General features: G+C 39.1%; 16 protein-coding genes. 3 read left to right on the top strand and 13 right to left on the bottom strand.

Annotation, left to right across the window (positions count from 1 at the left end):
* From IGI52_RS19990 to IGI52_RS19980, 3 genes are all read right to left on the bottom strand, one after another.
* Positions 1-3,237: hypothetical protein (locus IGI52_RS19990; protein ID WP_438782203.1), on the bottom strand; the 3,237-nt coding region annotated here is incomplete at its 3' end.
* Positions 3,238-3,392: 155 nt separating this feature from the next.
* Positions 3,393-5,198, bottom strand: coding sequence for a SpaH/EbpB family LPXTG-anchored major pilin (locus IGI52_RS19985; protein WP_438781656.1), 1,806 nt, complete (start codon positions 5,196-5,198; stop codon positions 3,393-3,395).
* 497 nt (positions 5,199-5,695) lie between these two features.
* Positions 5,696-6,811, bottom strand: a complete 1,116-nt coding sequence (locus IGI52_RS19980; protein ID WP_438782202.1) for a tyrosine-type recombinase/integrase — start codon at positions 6,809-6,811, stop codon at positions 5,696-5,698.
* Positions 6,812-7,325: 514 nt separating this feature from the next.
* Here IGI52_RS19980 and IGI52_RS19975 point away from each other — a divergent pair.
* Positions 7,326-7,709 (top strand): transposase, encoded by a 384-nt coding sequence (locus tag IGI52_RS19975; RefSeq protein ID WP_438781654.1) that lies wholly within the window; start codon positions 7,326-7,328, stop codon positions 7,707-7,709.
* 380 nt (positions 7,710-8,089) lie between these two features.
* Here the strand turns inward: IGI52_RS19975 and IGI52_RS19970 are convergent, their stop codons facing one another.
* From IGI52_RS19970 to IGI52_RS19955, 4 genes are all read right to left on the bottom strand, one after another.
* Positions 8,090-8,284 carry a hypothetical protein gene (locus IGI52_RS19970; protein ID WP_438782201.1) on the bottom strand — a complete coding sequence of 65 codons (195 nt, stop codon included), beginning with the start codon at positions 8,282-8,284 and terminating at the stop codon, positions 8,090-8,092.
* Between the two features lie 26 nt (positions 8,285-8,310).
* Positions 8,311-8,859 (bottom strand): hypothetical protein, encoded by a 549-nt coding sequence (locus IGI52_RS19965; protein ID WP_438782200.1) that lies wholly within the window; start codon positions 8,857-8,859, stop codon positions 8,311-8,313.
* On the bottom strand, positions 8,849-10,108 hold the full coding sequence (locus IGI52_RS19960) for a replication initiation factor domain-containing protein (protein ID WP_438782199.1): 1,260 nt from the start codon (positions 10,106-10,108) through the stop codon (positions 8,849-8,851). Before IGI52_RS19960 ends, IGI52_RS19965 begins: the two co-directional genes overlap by 11 nt.
* A 322-nt stretch (positions 10,109-10,430) precedes the next feature.
* Positions 10,431-10,694 carry a DNA-binding protein gene (locus IGI52_RS19955; protein WP_438782198.1) on the bottom strand — a complete coding sequence of 88 codons (264 nt, stop codon included), beginning with the start codon at positions 10,692-10,694 and terminating at the stop codon, positions 10,431-10,433.
* Between the two features lie 160 nt (positions 10,695-10,854).
* Here IGI52_RS19955 and IGI52_RS19950 point away from each other — a divergent pair, with 160 nt between their 5' ends.
* Positions 10,855-11,541, top strand: coding sequence for a helix-turn-helix domain-containing protein (locus tag IGI52_RS19950; protein ID WP_438782197.1), 687 nt, complete (start codon positions 10,855-10,857; stop codon positions 11,539-11,541).
* A gap of 170 nt (positions 11,542-11,711) precedes the next feature.
* A complete protein-coding gene (locus IGI52_RS19945) occupies positions 11,712-12,860 on the top strand; it encodes a tyrosine-type recombinase/integrase (protein ID WP_438782196.1) in 1,149 nt (382 codons plus the stop codon).
* A gap of 91 nt (positions 12,861-12,951) precedes the next feature.
* Here the strand turns inward: IGI52_RS19945 and sufB are convergent, their stop codons facing one another.
* The 6 genes from sufB to IGI52_RS19915 all read right to left on the bottom strand — a co-directional run bounded on the left by sufB (position 12,952) and on the right by IGI52_RS19915 (position 18,813).
* Positions 12,952-14,346 carry a Fe-S cluster assembly protein SufB gene (gene sufB / locus IGI52_RS19940; RefSeq protein ID WP_438782195.1) on the bottom strand — a complete coding sequence of 465 codons (1,395 nt, stop codon included), beginning with the start codon at positions 14,344-14,346 and terminating at the stop codon, positions 12,952-12,954.
* A 147-nt stretch (positions 14,347-14,493) separates the two neighbouring features.
* A complete protein-coding gene (gene sufU, locus IGI52_RS19935) occupies positions 14,494-14,967 on the bottom strand; it encodes a Fe-S cluster assembly sulfur transfer protein SufU (protein ID WP_438782194.1) in 474 nt (157 codons plus the stop codon).
* Positions 14,954-16,189, bottom strand: a complete 1,236-nt coding sequence (locus IGI52_RS19930) for a cysteine desulfurase (protein WP_438782193.1) — start codon at positions 16,187-16,189, stop codon at positions 14,954-14,956. The genes sufU and IGI52_RS19930 overlap by 14 nt, the downstream gene beginning before the upstream one ends.
* Complete coding sequence (gene sufD / locus IGI52_RS19925; protein WP_438782192.1) at positions 16,189-17,466, bottom strand: Fe-S cluster assembly protein SufD; 1,278 nt, start codon at positions 17,464-17,466, stop codon at positions 16,189-16,191. Before sufD ends, IGI52_RS19930 begins: the two co-directional genes overlap by 1 nt.
* 13 nt (positions 17,467-17,479) lie before the next feature.
* Entirely contained in the window at positions 17,480-18,250 is a 771-nt protein-coding gene (gene sufC / locus IGI52_RS19920) for a Fe-S cluster assembly ATPase SufC (protein ID WP_438782191.1), read from the bottom strand.
* Between the two features lie 140 nt (positions 18,251-18,390).
* Positions 18,391-18,813, bottom strand: coding sequence for a GFA family protein (locus IGI52_RS19915; RefSeq protein WP_438782190.1), 423 nt, complete (start codon positions 18,811-18,813; stop codon positions 18,391-18,393).
* Positions 18,814-18,910 lie beyond the last annotated feature (97 nt).

Genomic DNA, 18,910 nt, shown 5'->3' with positions numbered 1-18,910 from the left:
CATTACACCATTATTCGATATAATAACTCCAGTAGTACTTGTTCTCAATGTTTCATTTGATATATCACTGTATGTTTCGTCATTTTCCAACCATACTTCTGCAACAACTTTAGCATTCAGTTCTACCACATTATTGACAAATTCTAATTTCGAAGAAAGGATATGTGTTTCAAAACTAACTTTAGGATTATACGTACTACCTTCTGCTGTATAATCCAGAACCCACTTCAATGCATAAGAACCATCGTCATTTTCAATAATAACTGGGTCTTGCAATGGATTTCCTTGATAATCTTTTGACGTTCCTGGATCATATTGGGTTTCCTTTGGAATCGTAGCTATCAATTGAACCTTGTGATTTTGGCTAGAAATACTTTCTACCTTTCCGTCAACACTCCACTCAATATTTTCACTTGGAGAATATGTTGCCTTATCGGTAGTAATGGTTGGGCGGATTGTCATTGGCGCAATATAAAGGGTATCTCCATATTCCCCAGATGGATTATGAATTTTTGTAATTGTCCCTTTATCATTATAACTTGTATGAACATAATCATTCCTACCCTTTGGTGGCGAAAAAAGAACACTTTCATTCTTATTGTCTAATAAAAATCCATTTGTTAATGCTATATTTCCATTTCCATCTTTATCTTTCTCTGTCACGGTTCCAATAACTTTTAACGGTATAAAAACTCTTACAGTATTTACCCCAGATACAGATGTATTGTGAGTCACAGTTTTTATAGCTGCTATAGTACCCTTACTCTCAGCTTCTTTAGCACTTGAATACCATGTATAAGATTTCTCTATCTCTTCTTGTTCTCTTAATGAAGTGTCCGGAATATTATTCCCTACTCCAAAATATATTGCTTTTCTATCCAAAGAAGTATGGGTCTGAATAATTGATCTTGATGAATCATAACCAAAACTATTCGCATTCCACCGTGAATACTGAACAACGTCCTCTGTTCTTGAATTTGAAGAAGATGTTGAACTTCTAAAATATATTCTTTCGCCCCTCGCTACAATTCCATCACCTGCGCTTTTATAATAGTTAGTATCAATATTACTACTATAACCTTTTCTATTTGCATCCATAAAATTACTATAAGTCTTTATGGTACCTGGCCATTTTTTATCCCAAGCCATACTGATTTTGGAATTTACATCCTGTTCCACACCTTCATATTCTATTTTTGATACAGTTAATTGATAGTCAATGTTTGCATCAATTCCGACTTGTTTTTCTAAATATTCATAAGGGAAAGTCATAGCCATATTTATAACAGAAAATGGTTCTGCATTAGTTGCCATCTTTCCCCCATTAACAAACCATTTATTGCGTCCAACACTAATCGGTGTATAATCTTGATTTTCAATACGAATAGAATTATCCAATGTTCGATTAGCGGCCTTAGGATTTCCAGTATCATAGATCCCGATGTGAATATCTGTAGTTTGAGATGGTGGATATTTACTTCTTGTATATCCCGCTGGCGCTGCCATTCCATTTCGAGATAGCTCTTTAAGCGTCGATTCATAGTGAGCATATTCCGCAGTAACTTTTTTATTGGTTGACCATTGATCTCTACGGTAGAGACCGTCATACATAATGGCCTGCATCCCTCTAGTATCGGTCCCTATTTGTAACTCTTTTTGTACAGAACTATTATCTTCAGAATATATAAGCTTTTGATGAATATCATATTGAACCCCGCCAACTGGGTAGGTCGAACCCTTAAGCGAACTAATGTCAGCTCTTCCAGGAAGTGGCCGTAATTGAACATATGCGGCTACGTTACTAACCATAGTATATGGATGATCAGTAGAGCTTGATAAATTATCAAAAGTTGTCATACCATTTGGAGCCCAAGCCATTTTTACATCTACAAATGGTTTCGCACTAATAAAAATTTCATCTTTTAGATGCGGCTCAATACTCTCATTGATTACTTGCTCAATCGTTTCTATGTTTCCTGTTGTTGTCGTAGCGCTCTCAATAGTGATCGTAAACTTCGGAGTCAATAAATCTCCATTCACGCCTCCAAATGTTTCTATATTCTCTGTAAAATAGGCTTGACCAGTCGCTTTATTCAGAGTTAGCCAACTACTTCGAGTAGACTTCTTTTCGCCATTTGGTGTGTTAGTTAAAGTCCCATTTGACAAACTCGCCGTTTCTCGAATTTGTCCCCCAGAATCCTTTCTCCAAGCACCTTGTAATTCCGTGTCTAATCGAATACGCAATGACGTATATTTTGCATCCATATTACTTATCCCGATGTTGACACGATAACTGGCAATATCCCATGTTCGAACAAACTCATCATCTGCACTTCTATCGTAACCGGGTGCCTTAGTAGTATCAAATGGCGCCACCCCGGTCGTTCGTCCAACATCAATGCTTACTCGAAATGGTGTAGTTCCACTAACTGCTCGTGAGTCAATTGTTTTCTCCTCAGCCGCAGAATCTGCTGTTCTTTCTTCTTTGACATCTTCATTTTCAGATTTTGGTGACTTGTTTATCTGACCTTCAGTATTATCACTTCCACTATTTGTTGGTTCTACGAATTCTTCTTGTCTTTCATTCTCAACTGGCTCAATTATTTCTGGAATTTTTGTTTGAGCTTGATCCAATTGTTCTGTTGTCTTAAATAGAACAATTGGTTGCGTTTTATTGTTGTCTTTTAATGATTTTATGGTCACGGTTTGTTCTTTTCTTGTCAATCGTGTGATACGAAGGTGTTGAACTTGATTTTTTTCTAATTCAAAATAGAAACTCCCTTTACTTTCGCTTTTATGTACTTGGTAATAAGGAAATCGTTCACGACCTTCACTAACCATCAGTTCTTTACTTGATTCTTGTTCGCTCGTTTTTACTGTCTCCAAACGTTTTTCAAACAGCCCCAAAGCTTGACTTTTTTTAAAATCTGAAGAATCCAATTGAGGGTACGCGATGTCTTGTCCTTCTTCATTTAAAGGAACAATAGAAACGGTATCATCATACGATAATTCAAAAATATCTGTATCTTTTGCCTTAAAAGAAAGCTCGACAGTTTCTTTATCAGTCTCTAAAGAATCATTGGGAACTGCTTTATTTTTCACTGTTACACTGACTAACGAGTCAGGTGCTGATGCTTTTAGTGCTTTTCCATGGTAATAGAAGAAAAGAACTCCTATTATCAACACAACAGGAAGAAGGAGGGGGACCATGCGTTTTATTTGAATCGGTTTTGTCATCGTCTTCCTTTCCTTTCCATTGTCTTCTTAAGAGACAATCTATCAGCCCCGTTAAACATATATTTTGTCTAACAGATTGATACGAAGGATGTCTTTTTAAGACAATCCTTCGTAAGCAGCTTGCAGTACAACGTATGTCATGCGCTAGTTATCCCCTACACTTGACGACGTTTTTTTTCAATCGCCATTGTTGCTGTACCAATTGTAATAGCTCCTAAAGCAATCACAATCATCAATGTTGTACCAGCGCCACCGGTAAATGGTAAGTCCGTTTTCTTCTTGTTGATTACGGTTAGTTCTACAGCTGCATCACTTGCTGTATCCAAAGTTACCGTTACTTTTTGTGGGTCTTTAATCAATTCATAGCCAGAAGGTGCTTTCGTTTCCACTACCCAATAATCTTTTTTGATATTTGCTTTAGGCCATGTTGCTTCAACTGGATTCGTTGGATCTTGTTTCCCATCCCCATCATCATCAGTAAACCAATCCAATGCTAACCCATTGAATTCTGCTTTTCCGCTAAGAGAAGTTGCTTTTAGGTAAGTAACGCCGCTTGGCAATGCCGGTGTACTTGTCCCATCGTCATTCAAGGTATAAGAATTGCCATCAGAGGCTAAGAATTTCTTCGCATTCGCATCTGCTTCACTGGTCGCAATATGAAATTCTGCACCATCCAACGCTGTTGAACCTTCATCTGTCTTTTCAATGTCAAATCCACCATCATAGTACTCTGGATTTTCTTCACTTTCTTCTGTAACTGGTTCTTGTCCAGGAAGCAAATATTCGATGCCAAATTTATTGGCGATTATACCGTTAAAATCTTTGTCCGTTGTTACTTTATACACAACTTGCAAGTGTGTGTCTTCATCAACAGTCACTTTTTTCATTCCAGCTTGCGTTAAACTAACTACAACTTCTTTTTTAGCACCCAACGTTAAATCTTCTACTTTACTTGGTGCAACAATTTTCGTGCCACCTAGTGTTACTTCATATTCTGTCCCATTTGTTAATTGGACAGGATCACCATTTTTGTCTAACACGTAAACTTCTACATCTTGTAATTTCAGGTTTTCATCGATGCTATCGCTTACTCTGAAGTAATTGGCGAATAAATCAAATGGCAAGTCACCTGCTCCGATCACCAAATCTTTGATGGTCCCATCTGCCGGATCTAACCAATTAGTAATCGTCATTTCTTTGTCGATCTCACTGTACAGCCCTGATGGAAGTTTCGTTGTCGCTTCCCATTGGAAGTCATTTCCCGCTTTGATTGAGTACCCTTTACCACCTTCAACAGTCTTATTTAATTCTGTATCTGTCACGATATTCTTAGGATACACATGGACATCATAAATCAATTTGCCAGTATCATCTCGTTTTGTTTGTGGCAGGTGAACAAAGAATGGATCCATTGGTTTGCTGATTTTCAATTCTGTTTCACCCGTCGTAGGATCTGTATACGTATAATCACCAGACACAGAATCTTTGATTTCTCGAACTAAGTATATCCCATCCGCTGTTTTACCTGTGCCTACATCAAAGGTCAATTTACCGTCAGAATCAGTTTTGCCAGTCAATCTAGTGAATGTTGCATCGACTTCCCAATCTGTACCTTCGACTTGTTTTAACGGGTCTGTCAAGGACGCATTTCCTTTAGGCTTCACTCGGATAATTTCAAAATTAACATCCTTCATGACTTTTTTTCCAACTAAATCAGGTGCCACAGATGGATCTAATGATTCCCCATCGCCTCGCTCACCTAATTCAGAGGCACTATTAATTTCGTATTTCCAAATAGTAATTGAACGATCAGATGTATTGTCTGATACCGCATTCCCACTAATATTCTGTGTAGGTGGTGCCGCAAAAACTGCCGTAGAACCAGCACCTGCTGCTCCTATCATTGTTAATACCCCTAACATCATTGCTGTTTTACTTATCCATTTTCTTTTGCTCTTCATAATTATCTCCCTTACTTTTTTGTTTTTTACTCTTAAATTAGCTAAAATAAAGAATTAGAAAGAAGGATTATCGATTTCCTAATTGCTAATTTTTTCCAATACACTCCAATACACAAATGGAGAACAGCCCCTTCCAGTTCTATATTGGAAATTAATGAAAAAATAGTATGTCTGTCCTTCGATAAACATTCCCCCTTTCAAAAGCTTGATAAAGTTCATCATTTTTGTCAAAAACTCTAATTATTACACTTTTTTCTTCTTAGTCTTATAAAAAACTAGAAACACATTATCACTCCTTTTGAATAGGGCTCTATCATCTATTCTTGACGATGAATGACGGCTTATTATAGAATGCTTTGGATCATCAATCTATTTTGGAAAAGAAATTGAATAAACCGAAGGATTCATGATGGTGTGTTCATTCACGGCTCTGGGTAAGCGCTTTCTTCATTTTTGAAAAAAGAATACCCCGAAAAAAGAGCCTATTTTTTTTAATTTTACAAAATATTTTTTCTTAAAAAACTGTCCAATTCGTTAATTACTGAAAACCGTTGTTCTAGCATAGCATCCACATAGGTATCCAACGTCATCTGCGTAGAGGCATGACCAAGAAGGGCACTCACAGAGGAAATATCTTCTTTTATTTCCAAACAGCGAGTTGCAAATGTGTGCCGCAATTGATGAAAATGGATATGAAGAAGCTCCGCTTTTTCACGAATACGGTGAAAATGATAAGTAAGTAACCGCGGTTCACAGGGGTGACCATTGGTGGAAAAGACAAAGTGGCCTTTTGATTGCTTCCGATGCGTCAGTAATAGTTTCTTCAATGTCTTACTCATAGGAATTATCCGTCCAGAAGCTTCCGTTTTTGAGTCTGCTAAAATCAATTGTGTTTTTTTAATCGGACTGTTGGTTGGAATTCTTTGGTACGTGTGAACCACATGAATCAAATTGGCATCAAAATCAATATCCGTCCATTTGAGTGCCGCAACTTCCCCTATTCGCAACCCCGAATAGAGAGCGAGTAGCGAGGGAACCCCATAGCCCTTTTTCTCGTTAAGTGCAATAGCCATCACTTTCTTTTGTTCTGCGCGGGTCAAGGCCCGTACTTTGGTTTGTTTCGCTTTTGGAATTCCCAACTCTAAAAGGGGATTCGAATGAATCTTCCCTGTTTTCTTAGCGTGATTCAAACATTTATTCAATATTCTGAAAACCACTTGAATGGTTGAACAGGATAAAGTCTCCTGCAGTCTTTTCAAGAGAATTTTTCCTGAATCAATCGACAATTCATTTAAAGCAACTTTTCCAATCATCGGGAAAACATATTTTGTTAACTTATAACGGTAACTGGAAAGTGTTGATGACTTGACCTCGTCCTGAATTTCATCAAGCCATCTCTCTGCCCATTTTTCAAAATATTCCACCAAGGAACCTTGAATTTTTTGTAAGGATTGGTAATGAATTCGAAGCGGATAAATTCTTTGTCTTACTTCTGTATAACTCTTCCCATAGACATATCCATACTTGATTTGTCCACTTGTTTTTCTCCCTTTCGGAAATCGGCCTTCCCAACGACCATCTTTCCGAAGATAAATATTTTCACCTTTGCGCATATGAGCATTCCTCCTATTTTTTGACGGCGTAACTGACGGTGTATATTTTTCTGTTTCATTAGTCTTTTTAGTTGAAAAGCTAGAGATAGGAGGGGGCTATTCTCCCATCCTCACTTCTACTATTGAAAAAAATAATTATTTTTGTGATTTGTGTTGCTTACTAATAACAGATAATATATAATCATCTTATGAATTGCTCTTATATGTCATATATTAGTTATTATATTTTTGAAGAGTCTTGTTTGTTTCTAGTTTTTTATAAGACCAAGTAAGATTCATGCAGGTAAATAGTGTTTTTAAAAGCTAAACTACAAAAATAAAAGCATCTTTTCTGTTTTAGAAAAATAACTTTATGTTATATACCTGCACATATCATGTGTGATTTTTGTTATATCCCAAACGAAAAGAACGTTTTTTATTCTTTATATCAACTTTCCATTCACCTCATTTTACTTATCCTTTTATTATAATATTACTTTTCTAAAATATCTTATCATTTTCAACAGTAACATTCATGACAATTTTATTCTTGATCTTCATTTGCTTTGAAAAAAAGAGACGTAACCATCGAGAGATCCGGCTTTCTGAACCAACTTTAGGGCGTCCAAAGAAAAATGCGAGTCGAGATAAAACCATCGAACCCCAAGACAACGCGGACAGAGTAGAAGTGGAACGCGGCTTCAGTCTATTGAAACGCTGTTTTAGTGCGAGATTAGTCCGAACAAAACGCAAGGATACGACGCTTACCAGTATCGCTCTGAGCGTGATCGCCATGAATCTGTCAAAATTGACGGCAGATTTTTTACGCCAAATTTTCAATTGGTCTTTGAGTTTCAGAAAAACATGGTCAAAGTCATCGGATTTTGCGTTTTCCGAATATTTGGTAATTATTCAGTAGACATTATCACTACAACGAACACATTAAATGTGGCATCTTTCAAATGAAGGGGCCGATCTGAAAAAAGAATGCTATACCGTTCAAATGATGGATACGCTTGGTCTAGACAAACTTACAACAGATGATTTACATCACTCACTCAATCAATACATCTCCACTTGCACTGAATGCTTCACTAACGATTCTCAATCTCGCTATTTTTCAACATTCGTGAAGGGGCTATTGAACGTCTTGGACAGAAAGAGTATCGAACCAATTGCACTTGCTTTTACGTTGACAATGCGTCAAAAATTAAAAAAAACTCTTTTTCACAATGCCCATGATAAACCGTTTAGTATCAGAGGCGTTGCGAGCAGATCGAACATTTCAGAAAATTATCGCTACAGTGCGCTATCAAATGATCCGTAACTCTGCTGCTTATGCTTCTCATCGAAAGAAGAAACTTTTATTATACGAGTGTTCGTTGTAATGTTATTTACAATTTCAGAATATTCCACTAGTAAATCAAACCAGCCGTCTTGAATCCTTCCACCAACATATTTAGAAAGATTGGCAATATAGATTTGTGCATCCATCCTATTTCCTCCCATCTTGATCTTTCTTACACAAGATAATTTTCTATCAACAACACCGATCCTTGATAAAAACGGTCATTACCATGTTTTCCTAGATCAACCAATTCGGCTTGAATCTGTTGTTCTGTTAATTTCTGTTCGGTTCTCTCACAACGTCCTTCTCTTAAAACGTGTTCGACTTCCATCAACGAACACTTTTCATAACACACACGCTGATGGTAAATCTCTGTTACACAATTCGAATACACTCGCAATGGTTTTACGCCCATCTTTACTGCGATTAATGCAGATTTAGGAATACTGAACGCATAGAATTCTATTTGACTCAAGTCGCTTGGAGCGACCTGCCAACGCAGTTCTTCTAAGTCCTCTTCACAGTCCTTCCGGACTTCCATCAATCGCGCGATTTCATCCCATGTGGAGTCGCCTTCATAGTCTCTACGCTCAAGCATTCGTTCGACTAAATCCAGCGAATAATTAAACGCAGTCAAAGCAATCATTCGCTGCTCAATTGCTTTGATTTTCTTCTGATAATTTTCTATTCCTGAATAAACACTCTTGTTTTTATCCTCCAACTTGATCGCCTCCTGATGATTGAAACCAAGCCAGATAATTTTCTTGATCCGCGCTTAGTTCTACTTTTTCAATGGTTGCCTCCACAAAATCACGGCCCGTTAATTGATCCACCAGTTTTAATAGTTTCAGCGTTGGTGCGACTTGTCCTTCAAACCAACGTTCGGCCCGCTCCAATGAGAACTTTTCTGCTTTCATTGTAAAATTTAATTCTCGTGCGGTTCGAAACATTTGGGCCCACTGCTTATTTACAATTTTCGCTTCTGAATCCAATAAATCGTACACGGTAATTCTCGAGTTAATGATTCCAGCACCGATCACCCCTAAATCCGTTCCAGTAATAAATTGACTGATCACATCCATGGCTCGTTCCGCTGCACAACGAATTTCATACCGATTAAAAATACCATAATTCAGTAATGCCTCCTCCTCAGACATTTTCTCTCGATTCGCTATTTCATGGCGCTTCTCATAAAAATTAAAGTATAGCGGTGATTTTCGAGAGCCAAAATATAAAGACAAGCCTTTATTTCTAACAACATCCGATTCCGTCACATAGCCACCATAATTTTCAAATAATTTAAAACGATCTTCCAATAGGCCTTTTGTTTTCTTTTCTAAAATGGAAAATAGATCAAAATGTTCTTCATCTTCACGCAGCCATAATTCATCAATCGCGATATCGATTCGGCTGCATTGTACACGATCGTAACAACTTTCCGTCATTCCTTGTTTCTGCCATATACGAAGTAAGAAATCCTGCCAATTTGTATGCCGTTCCTTCAACAATTCCTCATACTCTCGACAGCCTTGCCCCGAAAATTGAACCAACACATTTTTCGTGGATTCTTTTGTATGCCAGAAAACCCAAATGTTGCCTCGTACAGAGACTTGATCAAATAGATATAACCCTGTGGATCGTGTCTCAAATTCGAGTTCGTTCATTCCAAGAATCGTTCGAATAACCTCTTTTGGATCAACTCCGAAAAAGGACAAGCGTAAATAATCAATCATGACCCGCATATCCATACCATGTTTAAGATAAATGCGGAAATATTCTTCTAGCCGCTCTTGTATCTCCTCTGGAATGGGACGTTTTCCTTGTTCCATCTTTTGGTAGTAGGACAAAGAAACGCCCACAATTTCCGCAAACCTTCGTTGCGAGACAGGTTTTATCTTCTCTGTCTTAGTATTGTGCAACCCAAATTTGTACCGATAATTTCTCAATTCTTTTGGACTCGATTTTCTCACTCCTACTTTTAAATAACGAATTTTGATTTTAGTAGATGAATCGTCAACTATGTTCTCACCTTGACACAACTAGCTTTTCAGTTTTGTGCGACTTCAAAAAGTATAAAACTCGCACAAAACACCATCTTCGATGGATGCTGCTATATCAACCTTAATCTCACTTTTTCTTTTTCGTTATTTTATTTCTCCCCCCCCTATTAGATATTGGGGGGTAAATGTCCCTGGCTCCGCCGTGACATGTGCACACACCACGCTCAACAGTGTACATTCCTGCAGCAATTACTACTACTTCCTGATTCTTTCCCTTGTGCCCCATACTTATTTAGTTTTGATAATGCAAAAGCCATTCCCTAACTGCTTGCTTACTATAAAGAACCATCCCTGTATCCAATCGAATTTCAGGACAGCCAAACTGAACCCACGACTTCAATGTATTCACACTTACTCCAAAATGATTCGCACAATATTTTTGTTTCACGACATCTCGTTCCTCTTTTGCTTCTTTCAATGCTTTTTTTATTGTATGATAAACTTCATTGAAATTCTCTTTCTGCCACTCTATCAACATTTCATCAATTGTTGCCATCTCACCCCTCCTTTATTGAATACTAACGATCTTATAAGGTATATAAAACTTCTTTAAACATACAATACTTTGATTCTAAAAAGATGTCAATGATTTTTTTGTGAATCTTTTAAAACCAAAAAGAATACTTCGAAGGTTGATTTACTTGAAGAAAGAGTCTATGATAAAAGAAGAGGTGAACGTAATGATAGAAAATTTTGGAGCAAACGTGACGAGACTTAGAAAAGATCGAGGATTGTCACAAGAAGAATTAGCAGATAAACTAGGAATGAAAAAACAATCAATCTCAAATATTGAACGGGGAAATAGATACCCAACCTTTGAAACCTTGGAACGTATTGCATCGGTTTTGAATGCTTCCCCCATCCAATTATTTGGCACACTAAAAGAAATAGCCGTTTCTGATGTACCTGTCGTACTAGACAGAATTGATGAATATGATGAAAGAGTCCGACAAATCTTCCAAGCAGAAAGGACCCTGAAAGATATTGGTGAATCTGTAAATAAACTGTCAAGTAATATTAAATACATTGAACACTTCTTCTTCAACCGTCCACACGCAACTGATAAAGAAGGTGCAGCTCTTGTAGATGAACAAGGTAATTTTGTATTTCTTGACCCGTTATTTGAATCACTTCCGTTTGATTCGATGGATTCACTTGTCAAACAAATCCAATACATTGAACAGTTCTGTTTTCCAAAAGTTGAATACAATGAAGGTGATCCAGTATTTGATGACAAGTACAACGTGCTTACTTCCACTGCAGTTGAAAAGGTTCCTTTTGACAAAATTGATGAAACCTATCATCAATTAAAGTTCATTTTAGAAAATAGAGAAAAACTATAGCAGCTACTTTCGTCCTCTACCTATAGATAGAAAGAGTATCTATAATAGATTATAAGCAACACAAAAAGCATAGATTTTCCATTAATATTTTGAAAAAAACTATACCTTTAACAATCTAATGAGGTTTAATTTCTTTTCCTATGTGCCCCATACAAAAAGGAGAGAAAAAAATGGCTATGTTTCGTGAATATGAAACTAAGAAAGGTAAATTTTGGGAACTAAGAGCATATCTTGGCCAAAATGATGTTGGCGGAGAGGTTAGAATTACTCGTAGAGGTTTTAAAACAAAGAAGGCAGCTCAAAAAGAATTAAGTCGCTTACAGGTAGAGTTTGACGAAAATGGGTTGCAACATAGACAGTCTATGACATTTCAAGAATTATATGATTTGTGGCTGGAACAATATCGCTTATCTGTAAAACCATCTTCGGTAGCAACGGCAAGAAGATACTGCGAACTTCACGTTCTACCAGCTTTTGGTAAAATGAAAGTAGATAAAATCACAATTTCTTATTGTCAAAAAGTCGTTAATGGATGGCACTCAAAGTACAAGCAGTATGGTTACCTAAAAAAAGAAGCTCAAAAAATCATGAAATTTGGTGTAGCTATCGAGGTCATGAAATCGAATCCCATGCAAAAAATTATCACGCCAAGAAAAAAAGAAGTTGAACAACCCATCAAGTTTTATACCAAAGAGGAGTTACAAACCTTTTTTAAACACTTGGAAAGTATGCGAACAATCAAATTAGAAACTTTCTTTCGTGTAATAGCGTTTACTGGGATGAGAAAATCTGAAGTGCTTTCTCTACAATGGACGGATGTAGACTTTTCTAAAAAGACCTTATCAATTGGTAAAACACTTGCTATTGATGAGTTTGGTAAAATCATTATTCAGGAGCCTAAAACAACCAATTCATTAAGAACAATCAAACTTGACGATACCACGATCCATAAACTAAGGAGTTGGCAAATAGCTCAACGGGAAATGTATCTAAAATTAGGTTTCAATACCTTTAGTAAAGAACAGTACATTTTTACCAATAAGCAAAATGAGCTTTATTATCCGCAAGTTGTTAATGATTGGCTAAAATGGATTTATCAAAAAGCTGAAAAGAATGAGTTAGACTTAAAACGGATAACGCCCCATGGTTTTCGTTTTACTCACTGTAGTTTACTATTCGAAGCAGGAGCGTCAATTAAGGAGGTGCAATCTCGTTTAGGTCACAAAGATGTTCAAACTACAATGAATATCTATGCTCAAGTAACACCTCAAATGATTGAGGATACAGGAGAAAAATTCGCTAATTATATAGGTTTTTAGACGGTGTATATTCCGGTGTAACAAAAGAAAATAGGTAAAACAAAAAAGCTAGAAACCTCATATATCAGGGTTTCTAGCAAGTAAACAAGTATTACCCCACAGACCCTTCCATCTCATACTGAATCAGACGGTTCAACTCCACAGCGTATTCCATTGGTAATTCCTTCGTAAATGGTTCAACGAATCCCATAACGATCATCTCCGTCGCTTCTTGTTCAGAAATACCGCGACTCATTAGATAGTACAATTGTTCTTCAGAGATTTTTGAAACCTTCGCTTCATGCTCCAAAGAGACATTCCCATTCAATATCTCGTTGTACGGGATCGTATCGGAACTTGATTGATCATCCATGATGATCGTATCGCACTCGATGTGGCTGAATGAGCCAGCACTGTTTCGTCCGAAGCGAACCGTTCCGCGATAGTCTACCGCTCCGCCGTCTTTGGCGATGGATTTTGAAACGATTGAGCTGGAGGTGTTTGGTGCATTATGGATCATGCGGGCACCATTATCTAGCACAATGTTCTTGCCGGCTACGGCAATCGATAGCATCGTACCGCGGGCGCCTTTGCCTTCCATATAAACACTTGGGTATTTCATGGTTACTTTTGAGCCTAAGTTGCCGTCGACCCATTCCATTGTCGCGTTTTCTTGGGCTTGTCCACGTTTTGTTTCCAAACTGTAGACATTGTTTGACCAGTTTTGGATCGTCGTGTAACGACAATAGCCGTCTTTTTTAACGAAAACTTCTACGACTGCGGCATGCAGGCTGTCAGAAGAGTACGTTGGTGCGGTACAGCCTTCGACATAGTTGATGCTTGCGCCTTCGTCCACGATGATCAGTGTCCGTTCGAATTGTCCGGTATTCGCCGAGTTGATTCGGAAGTAGGACTGGATCGGAATATCGGTCTTCACGCCTTTTGGTACATAGATAAAGGTTCCGCCTGACCAAGCTGCTGAATTTAACGCAGCCAACTTATTGTCTGATGGCGGTACTAATGTTCCGAAGTATTCCTTGAACAACTCAGGATACTCTTTCAAAGCTGAATCGGTATCGGTAAAGACGATCCCTAATTTGGTGAACTCGTCCTTCATGTTGTGGTACACCACTTCTGATTCGTATTGGGCAGAGGCACCAGCCAAATAAGCACGTTCTGCTTCTGGAATCCCTAAACGTTCAAAGGTCGTTTTGATTTCTTCTGGTACATCATCCCAATCACGAGCAGGTTTGTCGCTGGAACGGATGAAATAGTTGATTTTATCGTAATCCAGTTCGGATAAATCTGGTCCGTAACCGGGCATGTCTAATTTTCTGAATGTTTCTAAGGATTTCAAGCGGAAATCCAACATCCATTCTGGTTCTCCTTTTGCGAGGGAGATCTCGCGAATGACTTCTTCCGATAGACCTTCACCAGTCGTAAAGACGGGTTCGATATCATCGTGGAAGCCAAATTGATATTCCTCTTGCATTTCAGGTACACTCATGTAGTCCCGCTCCTTATTCGTATTAATGTATTTATTTTCCCTTCAGAAAAATAAGTTTGATTCTCATGCCGTATACCATTCTACTAAATCTGCTAAAGCAGAAAGTAGAACTGGCATCCTTATTCGTATTAATGTATTTAAATCTTGCTAATCTTTATGATATTGCCCTTCCCGAGCTTTACCTTGTTCATCGGTCAATGCTTTGCCTAAGGCTTTCCACGCTAAGGTCGAGCATTTGATGCGGGCTGGGAATTTTGCGACCCCGCTAAGCATCGCTGCGTCTCCCAATGCTTCTTCATCCTTTTCAGGAATCGGATTGCCTTGAACCATTTGGGCAAAAGTAACTGCTAAATGTTCTGCTTCTGAGACTGGTTTGCCGATTACTGCGTCCGTCATCATAGAAGCACTAGCGGTTGAAATCGAACAGCCGCTGCCGGAAAATGCGATATCTGTGATCACGTCGTCTTTGACAATTAGTTCTAGCTCGATCACGTCACCGCAAGTAGGATTGTTCATCTCGATCGTTTTCGTAGAGTCACTTAGCTTTCCACGATGATGAGGATGAGCGGAATGATCCAAGATCACTTGCCGATATAAATTGTCTAATTTATTTAGCGCCATCTTTGAAAAACTCCTTCGTCGCCTGAATTGCTTCGATCAAACGGTCCGCATCTTCTTTCGTATTGTAGAAATAGAAGCTGGCCCGCGCCGTCGCTGGCAGATTCAAATAATTCATTAACGGTTGCGCACAGTGATGACCGGCACGCACCGCGATCCCTTCCATATCCAAAGCAGTTGCTACATCATGAGGATGGATGCCATCCAGATTAAAGGCAATCACACCGGTATGATGTTTTGGATCTTGTGGTCCATAAGTCGTGATTCCGTCGATCTCATGCAGCTTAGGTAAGACGTAGTCAACCAATTCTTGTTCGTAGCGATGGATATTCTCCATCCCGATCTCGTTCAAGTAATCAACCGCTGCGCCTAAAGCGATGGCTCCTGCGATGTTCGGTGTGCCTGCTTCGAATTTCCATGGCAGTTCTTTCCAGGTACTATCAAACAGATTGACAAAATCAATCATCTCGCCGCCGAATTCTACCGGTTCCATCTGTTCTAACCATTGACGTTTGCCATATAATACACCGATTCCCGTTGGTCCGCACATCTTATGCCCGCTGAAGGCAAAGAAATCGGCATCAAGTGCTTGAACATCAACGACCATATGTGGAGCAGCTTGCGCACCGTCCACGATCATTACCGCGTTATTGGCATGAGCCATTTCCGCTAATTCTTTGATCGGATTAATCACACCCAGCACATTTGACACGTAGGCCAATGAAACGATCGCTGTTTTTTCGTTGATGATGTCTTTTGCGGCTGTCATATCAATGAAGCCTTGATCCGTTAATGGCAAATAACGCAGAACTGCTCCTTTGCGTTCGACTAATTGCTGCCACGGAATAATATTAGAATGATGCTCCATATAAGAAATGACGATTTCATCACCTTCTTTAATAAAGGCATCGCCATAACTGCGAGCCAACCAGTTCAGGCCGGTGGTCGTTCCCCGTGTGAATAAGACTTCTGCTGTTTCCTTCGCATTGATAAAGGCCCGGACTTTTTCGCGACTATTTTCATAATCGGCTGTCGCCCGTTCAGCTAACGTATGCACCCCACGGTGAACATTGGCATTGTCATGTTCATAATAATGGCGCAAAACATCCAAGACTTGCGTCGGCTTTTGCGTGGTCGCCGCATTGTCTAAATAAACAAATGGTTCGTCATTTACTTCTTGGAAAAGAATCGGAAAATCTTTTCTAATAGTAGAAAAATCCCTCATTATTTACTCAACTTCCCTTCGATCGTATCGATCAGTTGCTCTTGAGTGGCTTTGACTGGAATAGCAGTAATAACAGGTCCTAAGAATCCGCGAATAACCAAACGCTCCGCTGCCGCGCGCTCTAGTCCGCGACTCATTAAATAGAAGAGTTCATCTGGGTCAACGCGACCAACACTGGCTGCGTGTCCGGCGGTAACTTCATTTTCATCGATCAGAAGAATCGGATTGGCATCGCCGCGAGATTTCTCAGACAGCATCAATACACGACTTTCTTGTTGTGCATCGGCGCCCTTCGCTCCTTTTAAGATATGCCCGATCCCGTTGAAGGTCAAGGTGGACTTATCAAGAATAACGCCATGTTGTAAAATATGCCCGATCGTATGTGGGGCCTTATTGGTTACACGAGTATCGATCCCTTGAATTTGTTTGCCATCGCTGATCGCCACGATTTTCACTTCTGAATGTGAGCCTTCACCCACCAAATCAGAATCAAAATCTGCGATCACATTGCCGTCATTCATGATGCCGATTGCCCAATCGATCATGGAATCGCGCATTAGGTAACCGCGTCGGTTCATATAAGTCGCGATGTTTGCTCCCATTGAATCTACCGCTGAGAATTTCACACGAGCACCTGGTTTCGTGATCACTTCGACCACTACGTTCCCAGAAAGTTTCTTCGCTATCTCGCCTTGTGATTCAAAACGTTCTAAGTAAGAGAACTCACTATTGTCTTCAGCCACGATCAAGACGTGCTTGAAGAAATGCGCATCGTCATCGCCGTTATGCAAGAAGAGACTTTCGATTGGTTCTTCGATCACCACGTTTTTCGGTACATATAAGAAGATCCCATTGTTCATGAAAGCGGCATGTAACGCCGTCAAAGAATTTTCTTCAACCGGTACCGCTTTTTGCATGTAGTATTCTTTGACTAATTCAGGATGCTCTTGCATCGCTGTCACTAAATCAGCGAAGATCACGCCTTGATCCGCAAGCTTTGGTGAGATTTGTTCGAAAACAGTCGTCTCCCCACTTTGCACGATCATAGGATTGTCCTTCATTTGATCAAAGCTTGGAATTGTCCCCGCTGCTTCTTGATGTTCAGGTTTTACATTATAAAGGTTCCAACGAGCGAATTTTACCTTTTCAATCACTGGTAAAGGCAGCTCATCAATTTTTGTTAACGCATTGACCCGTAGATCGGTCATCCATTGAGGTTCGGCCCATTCGGCTGAGAAAGCTTTGACGGCCTCAAGATATTCTGTCCATTTTTTCATCTATCTTGCCCTCCTAAACTTCTTCTTTGTAATCGATACCTAATTCAGCAGAGATACCTGCGTAGCCTTCAGCTTCTAAACGTTTCGCTAATTCTGCATCGCCAGTCAAGACTACTCGGCCATCCATCATAATATGCACCACATCAGGTACGATGTAGTTCAATAGACGTTGGTAGTGGGTAATGATCAACGCGCCAAACTCTTCGCCGCGCATTTCATTGATCCCTTTAGCTACGACCTTCAAGGCATCAATATCTAGACCTGAGTCGATTTCATCTAGGATTGCAAAAGTAGGTTCGATCATCAATAATTGTAAAATCTCATTGCGTTTCTTTTCCCCGCCGGAGAAGCCTTCGTTCAAATAGCGTTCCGCCATTTCTTCCGGCATATTCAACAATTCCATTTTTTTATCTAATTTTTTCAAAAATTGCATCACAGAGATTTTTTCATCTTCTCCACGACGAGCGTTGATCGCTGCTCGCATGAACTCAGCATTACTGATTCCCGGGATTTCGCTTGGATATTGCATCGCTAAGAATAACCCTAAACGTGCGCGTTCGTCGACTTCCAAGTCTAAGATATTTTTTCTATCGAAAAGGATTTCGCCTTTCGTCACTTCATAGTTTGGGTTGCCCATGATTGCTGCGGATAAAGTTGACTTACCAGTTCCATTTGGTCCCATGATGGCGTGGATTTCGCCTGTCTTCATCTCAAGGTTTACACCTTTTAAAATTTCTTTATCGTCAATGGCAACGTGCAAGTCTTTGATTTCTAAAACTGACATGAAAGTACCTCCAAAATTTTTTCTCGTTCTCACATATTTTAGACTAAATGAGAATGGAATACAAACCGATTCACCAATTTTCTTCTAAAAAACTATCCTTTATTTAGAATAATTATAAAAATGCTTTTTTCTCGACTGAACTAATCAGAATCTGTAAAGAGTTTTTGTAAGAACGCTTCCTCGGTTAATTTTTCTGTCGACTCCTTAAAATGAAAGAACGTCGGCTTCTGATCATAAAAAATTTCCGTCGTCAGCTTCGCCTGATCGATTTCATCAAACAAGCCTACCGGAAAATAATACTCGTCATCTGCCAAGCTATGATAAAATAGACTGCTGCCGCATTGTTTGCAAAATCCCCGTTCTGCCCATTCCGAAGACAGATAGCGCTGAATCTGTTCTTCTCCATTGATCTCAACATCCTTTGGCAACACACCCGCTAATGACAAAAATGGTCCACCGAAGAATTTTTGACACATATGACAATGACAGACGGTGATTTCCTCAGACAATTCAGGAATAGTGACATGCACCTCTCCACAAAGACAATAACCCTGTAATTCCATCGTATATCCTCCTCATTTTTTGATCCAGGCAAGACTATCGCTGCTTTTTAGAACTATTCTTTTATTCTAGTGTATCAAGAATGCCTTGGAATACAAA

Origin of the sequence: Enterococcus sp. DIV0187, assembly GCF_051713785.1 — a bacterium.
In the GTDB taxonomy this organism is placed as follows: Bacteria; Bacillota; Bacilli; order Lactobacillales; family Enterococcaceae; genus Enterococcus_A; species Enterococcus_A avium.
The sequence above is the reverse complement of the archived record's forward strand: the minus strand, read 5'-3'. Positions and strand labels throughout refer to the sequence as shown.

Bases quoted from the DNA above. Each gene is read 5' to 3' on its own strand.
- IGI52_RS19985 (WP_438781656.1), bottom strand. From the start codon at position 5,198: ATGAAGAGCAAAAGAAAATGGATAAGTAAAACAGCAATGATGTTAGGG.
- IGI52_RS19980 (WP_438782202.1), bottom strand. From the start codon at position 6,811: ATGCGCAAAGGTGAAAATATTTATCTTCGGAAAGATGGTCGTTGGGAA.
- IGI52_RS19975 (WP_438781654.1), top strand. From the start codon at position 7,326: ATGACAATTTTATTCTTGATCTTCATTTGCTTTGAAAAAAAGAGACGT.
- IGI52_RS19970 (WP_438782201.1), bottom strand. From the start codon at position 8,284: ATGGATGCACAAATCTATATTGCCAATCTTTCTAAATATGTTGGTGGA.
- IGI52_RS19955 (WP_438782198.1), bottom strand. From the start codon at position 10,694: ATGGCAACAATTGATGAAATGTTGATAGAGTGGCAGAAAGAGAATTTC.
- IGI52_RS19950 (WP_438782197.1), top strand. From the start codon at position 10,855: ATGATAAAAGAAGAGGTGAACGTAATGATAGAAAATTTTGGAGCAAAC.
- IGI52_RS19945 (WP_438782196.1), top strand. From the start codon at position 11,712: ATGGCTATGTTTCGTGAATATGAAACTAAGAAAGGTAAATTTTGGGAA.
- sufB (WP_438782195.1), bottom strand. From the start codon at position 14,346: ATGAGTGTACCTGAAATGCAAGAGGAATATCAATTTGGCTTCCACGAT.
- sufU (WP_438782194.1), bottom strand. From the start codon at position 14,967: ATGGCGCTAAATAAATTAGACAATTTATATCGGCAAGTGATCTTGGAT.
- IGI52_RS19930 (WP_438782193.1), bottom strand. From the start codon at position 16,189: ATGAGGGATTTTTCTACTATTAGAAAAGATTTTCCGATTCTTTTCCAA.
- sufD (WP_438782192.1), bottom strand. From the start codon at position 17,466: ATGAAAAAATGGACAGAATATCTTGAGGCCGTCAAAGCTTTCTCAGCC.
- sufC (WP_438782191.1), bottom strand. From the start codon at position 18,250: ATGTCAGTTTTAGAAATCAAAGACTTGCACGTTGCCATTGACGATAAA.
- IGI52_RS19915 (WP_438782190.1), bottom strand. From the start codon at position 18,813: ATGGAATTACAGGGTTATTGTCTTTGTGGAGAGGTGCATGTCACTATT.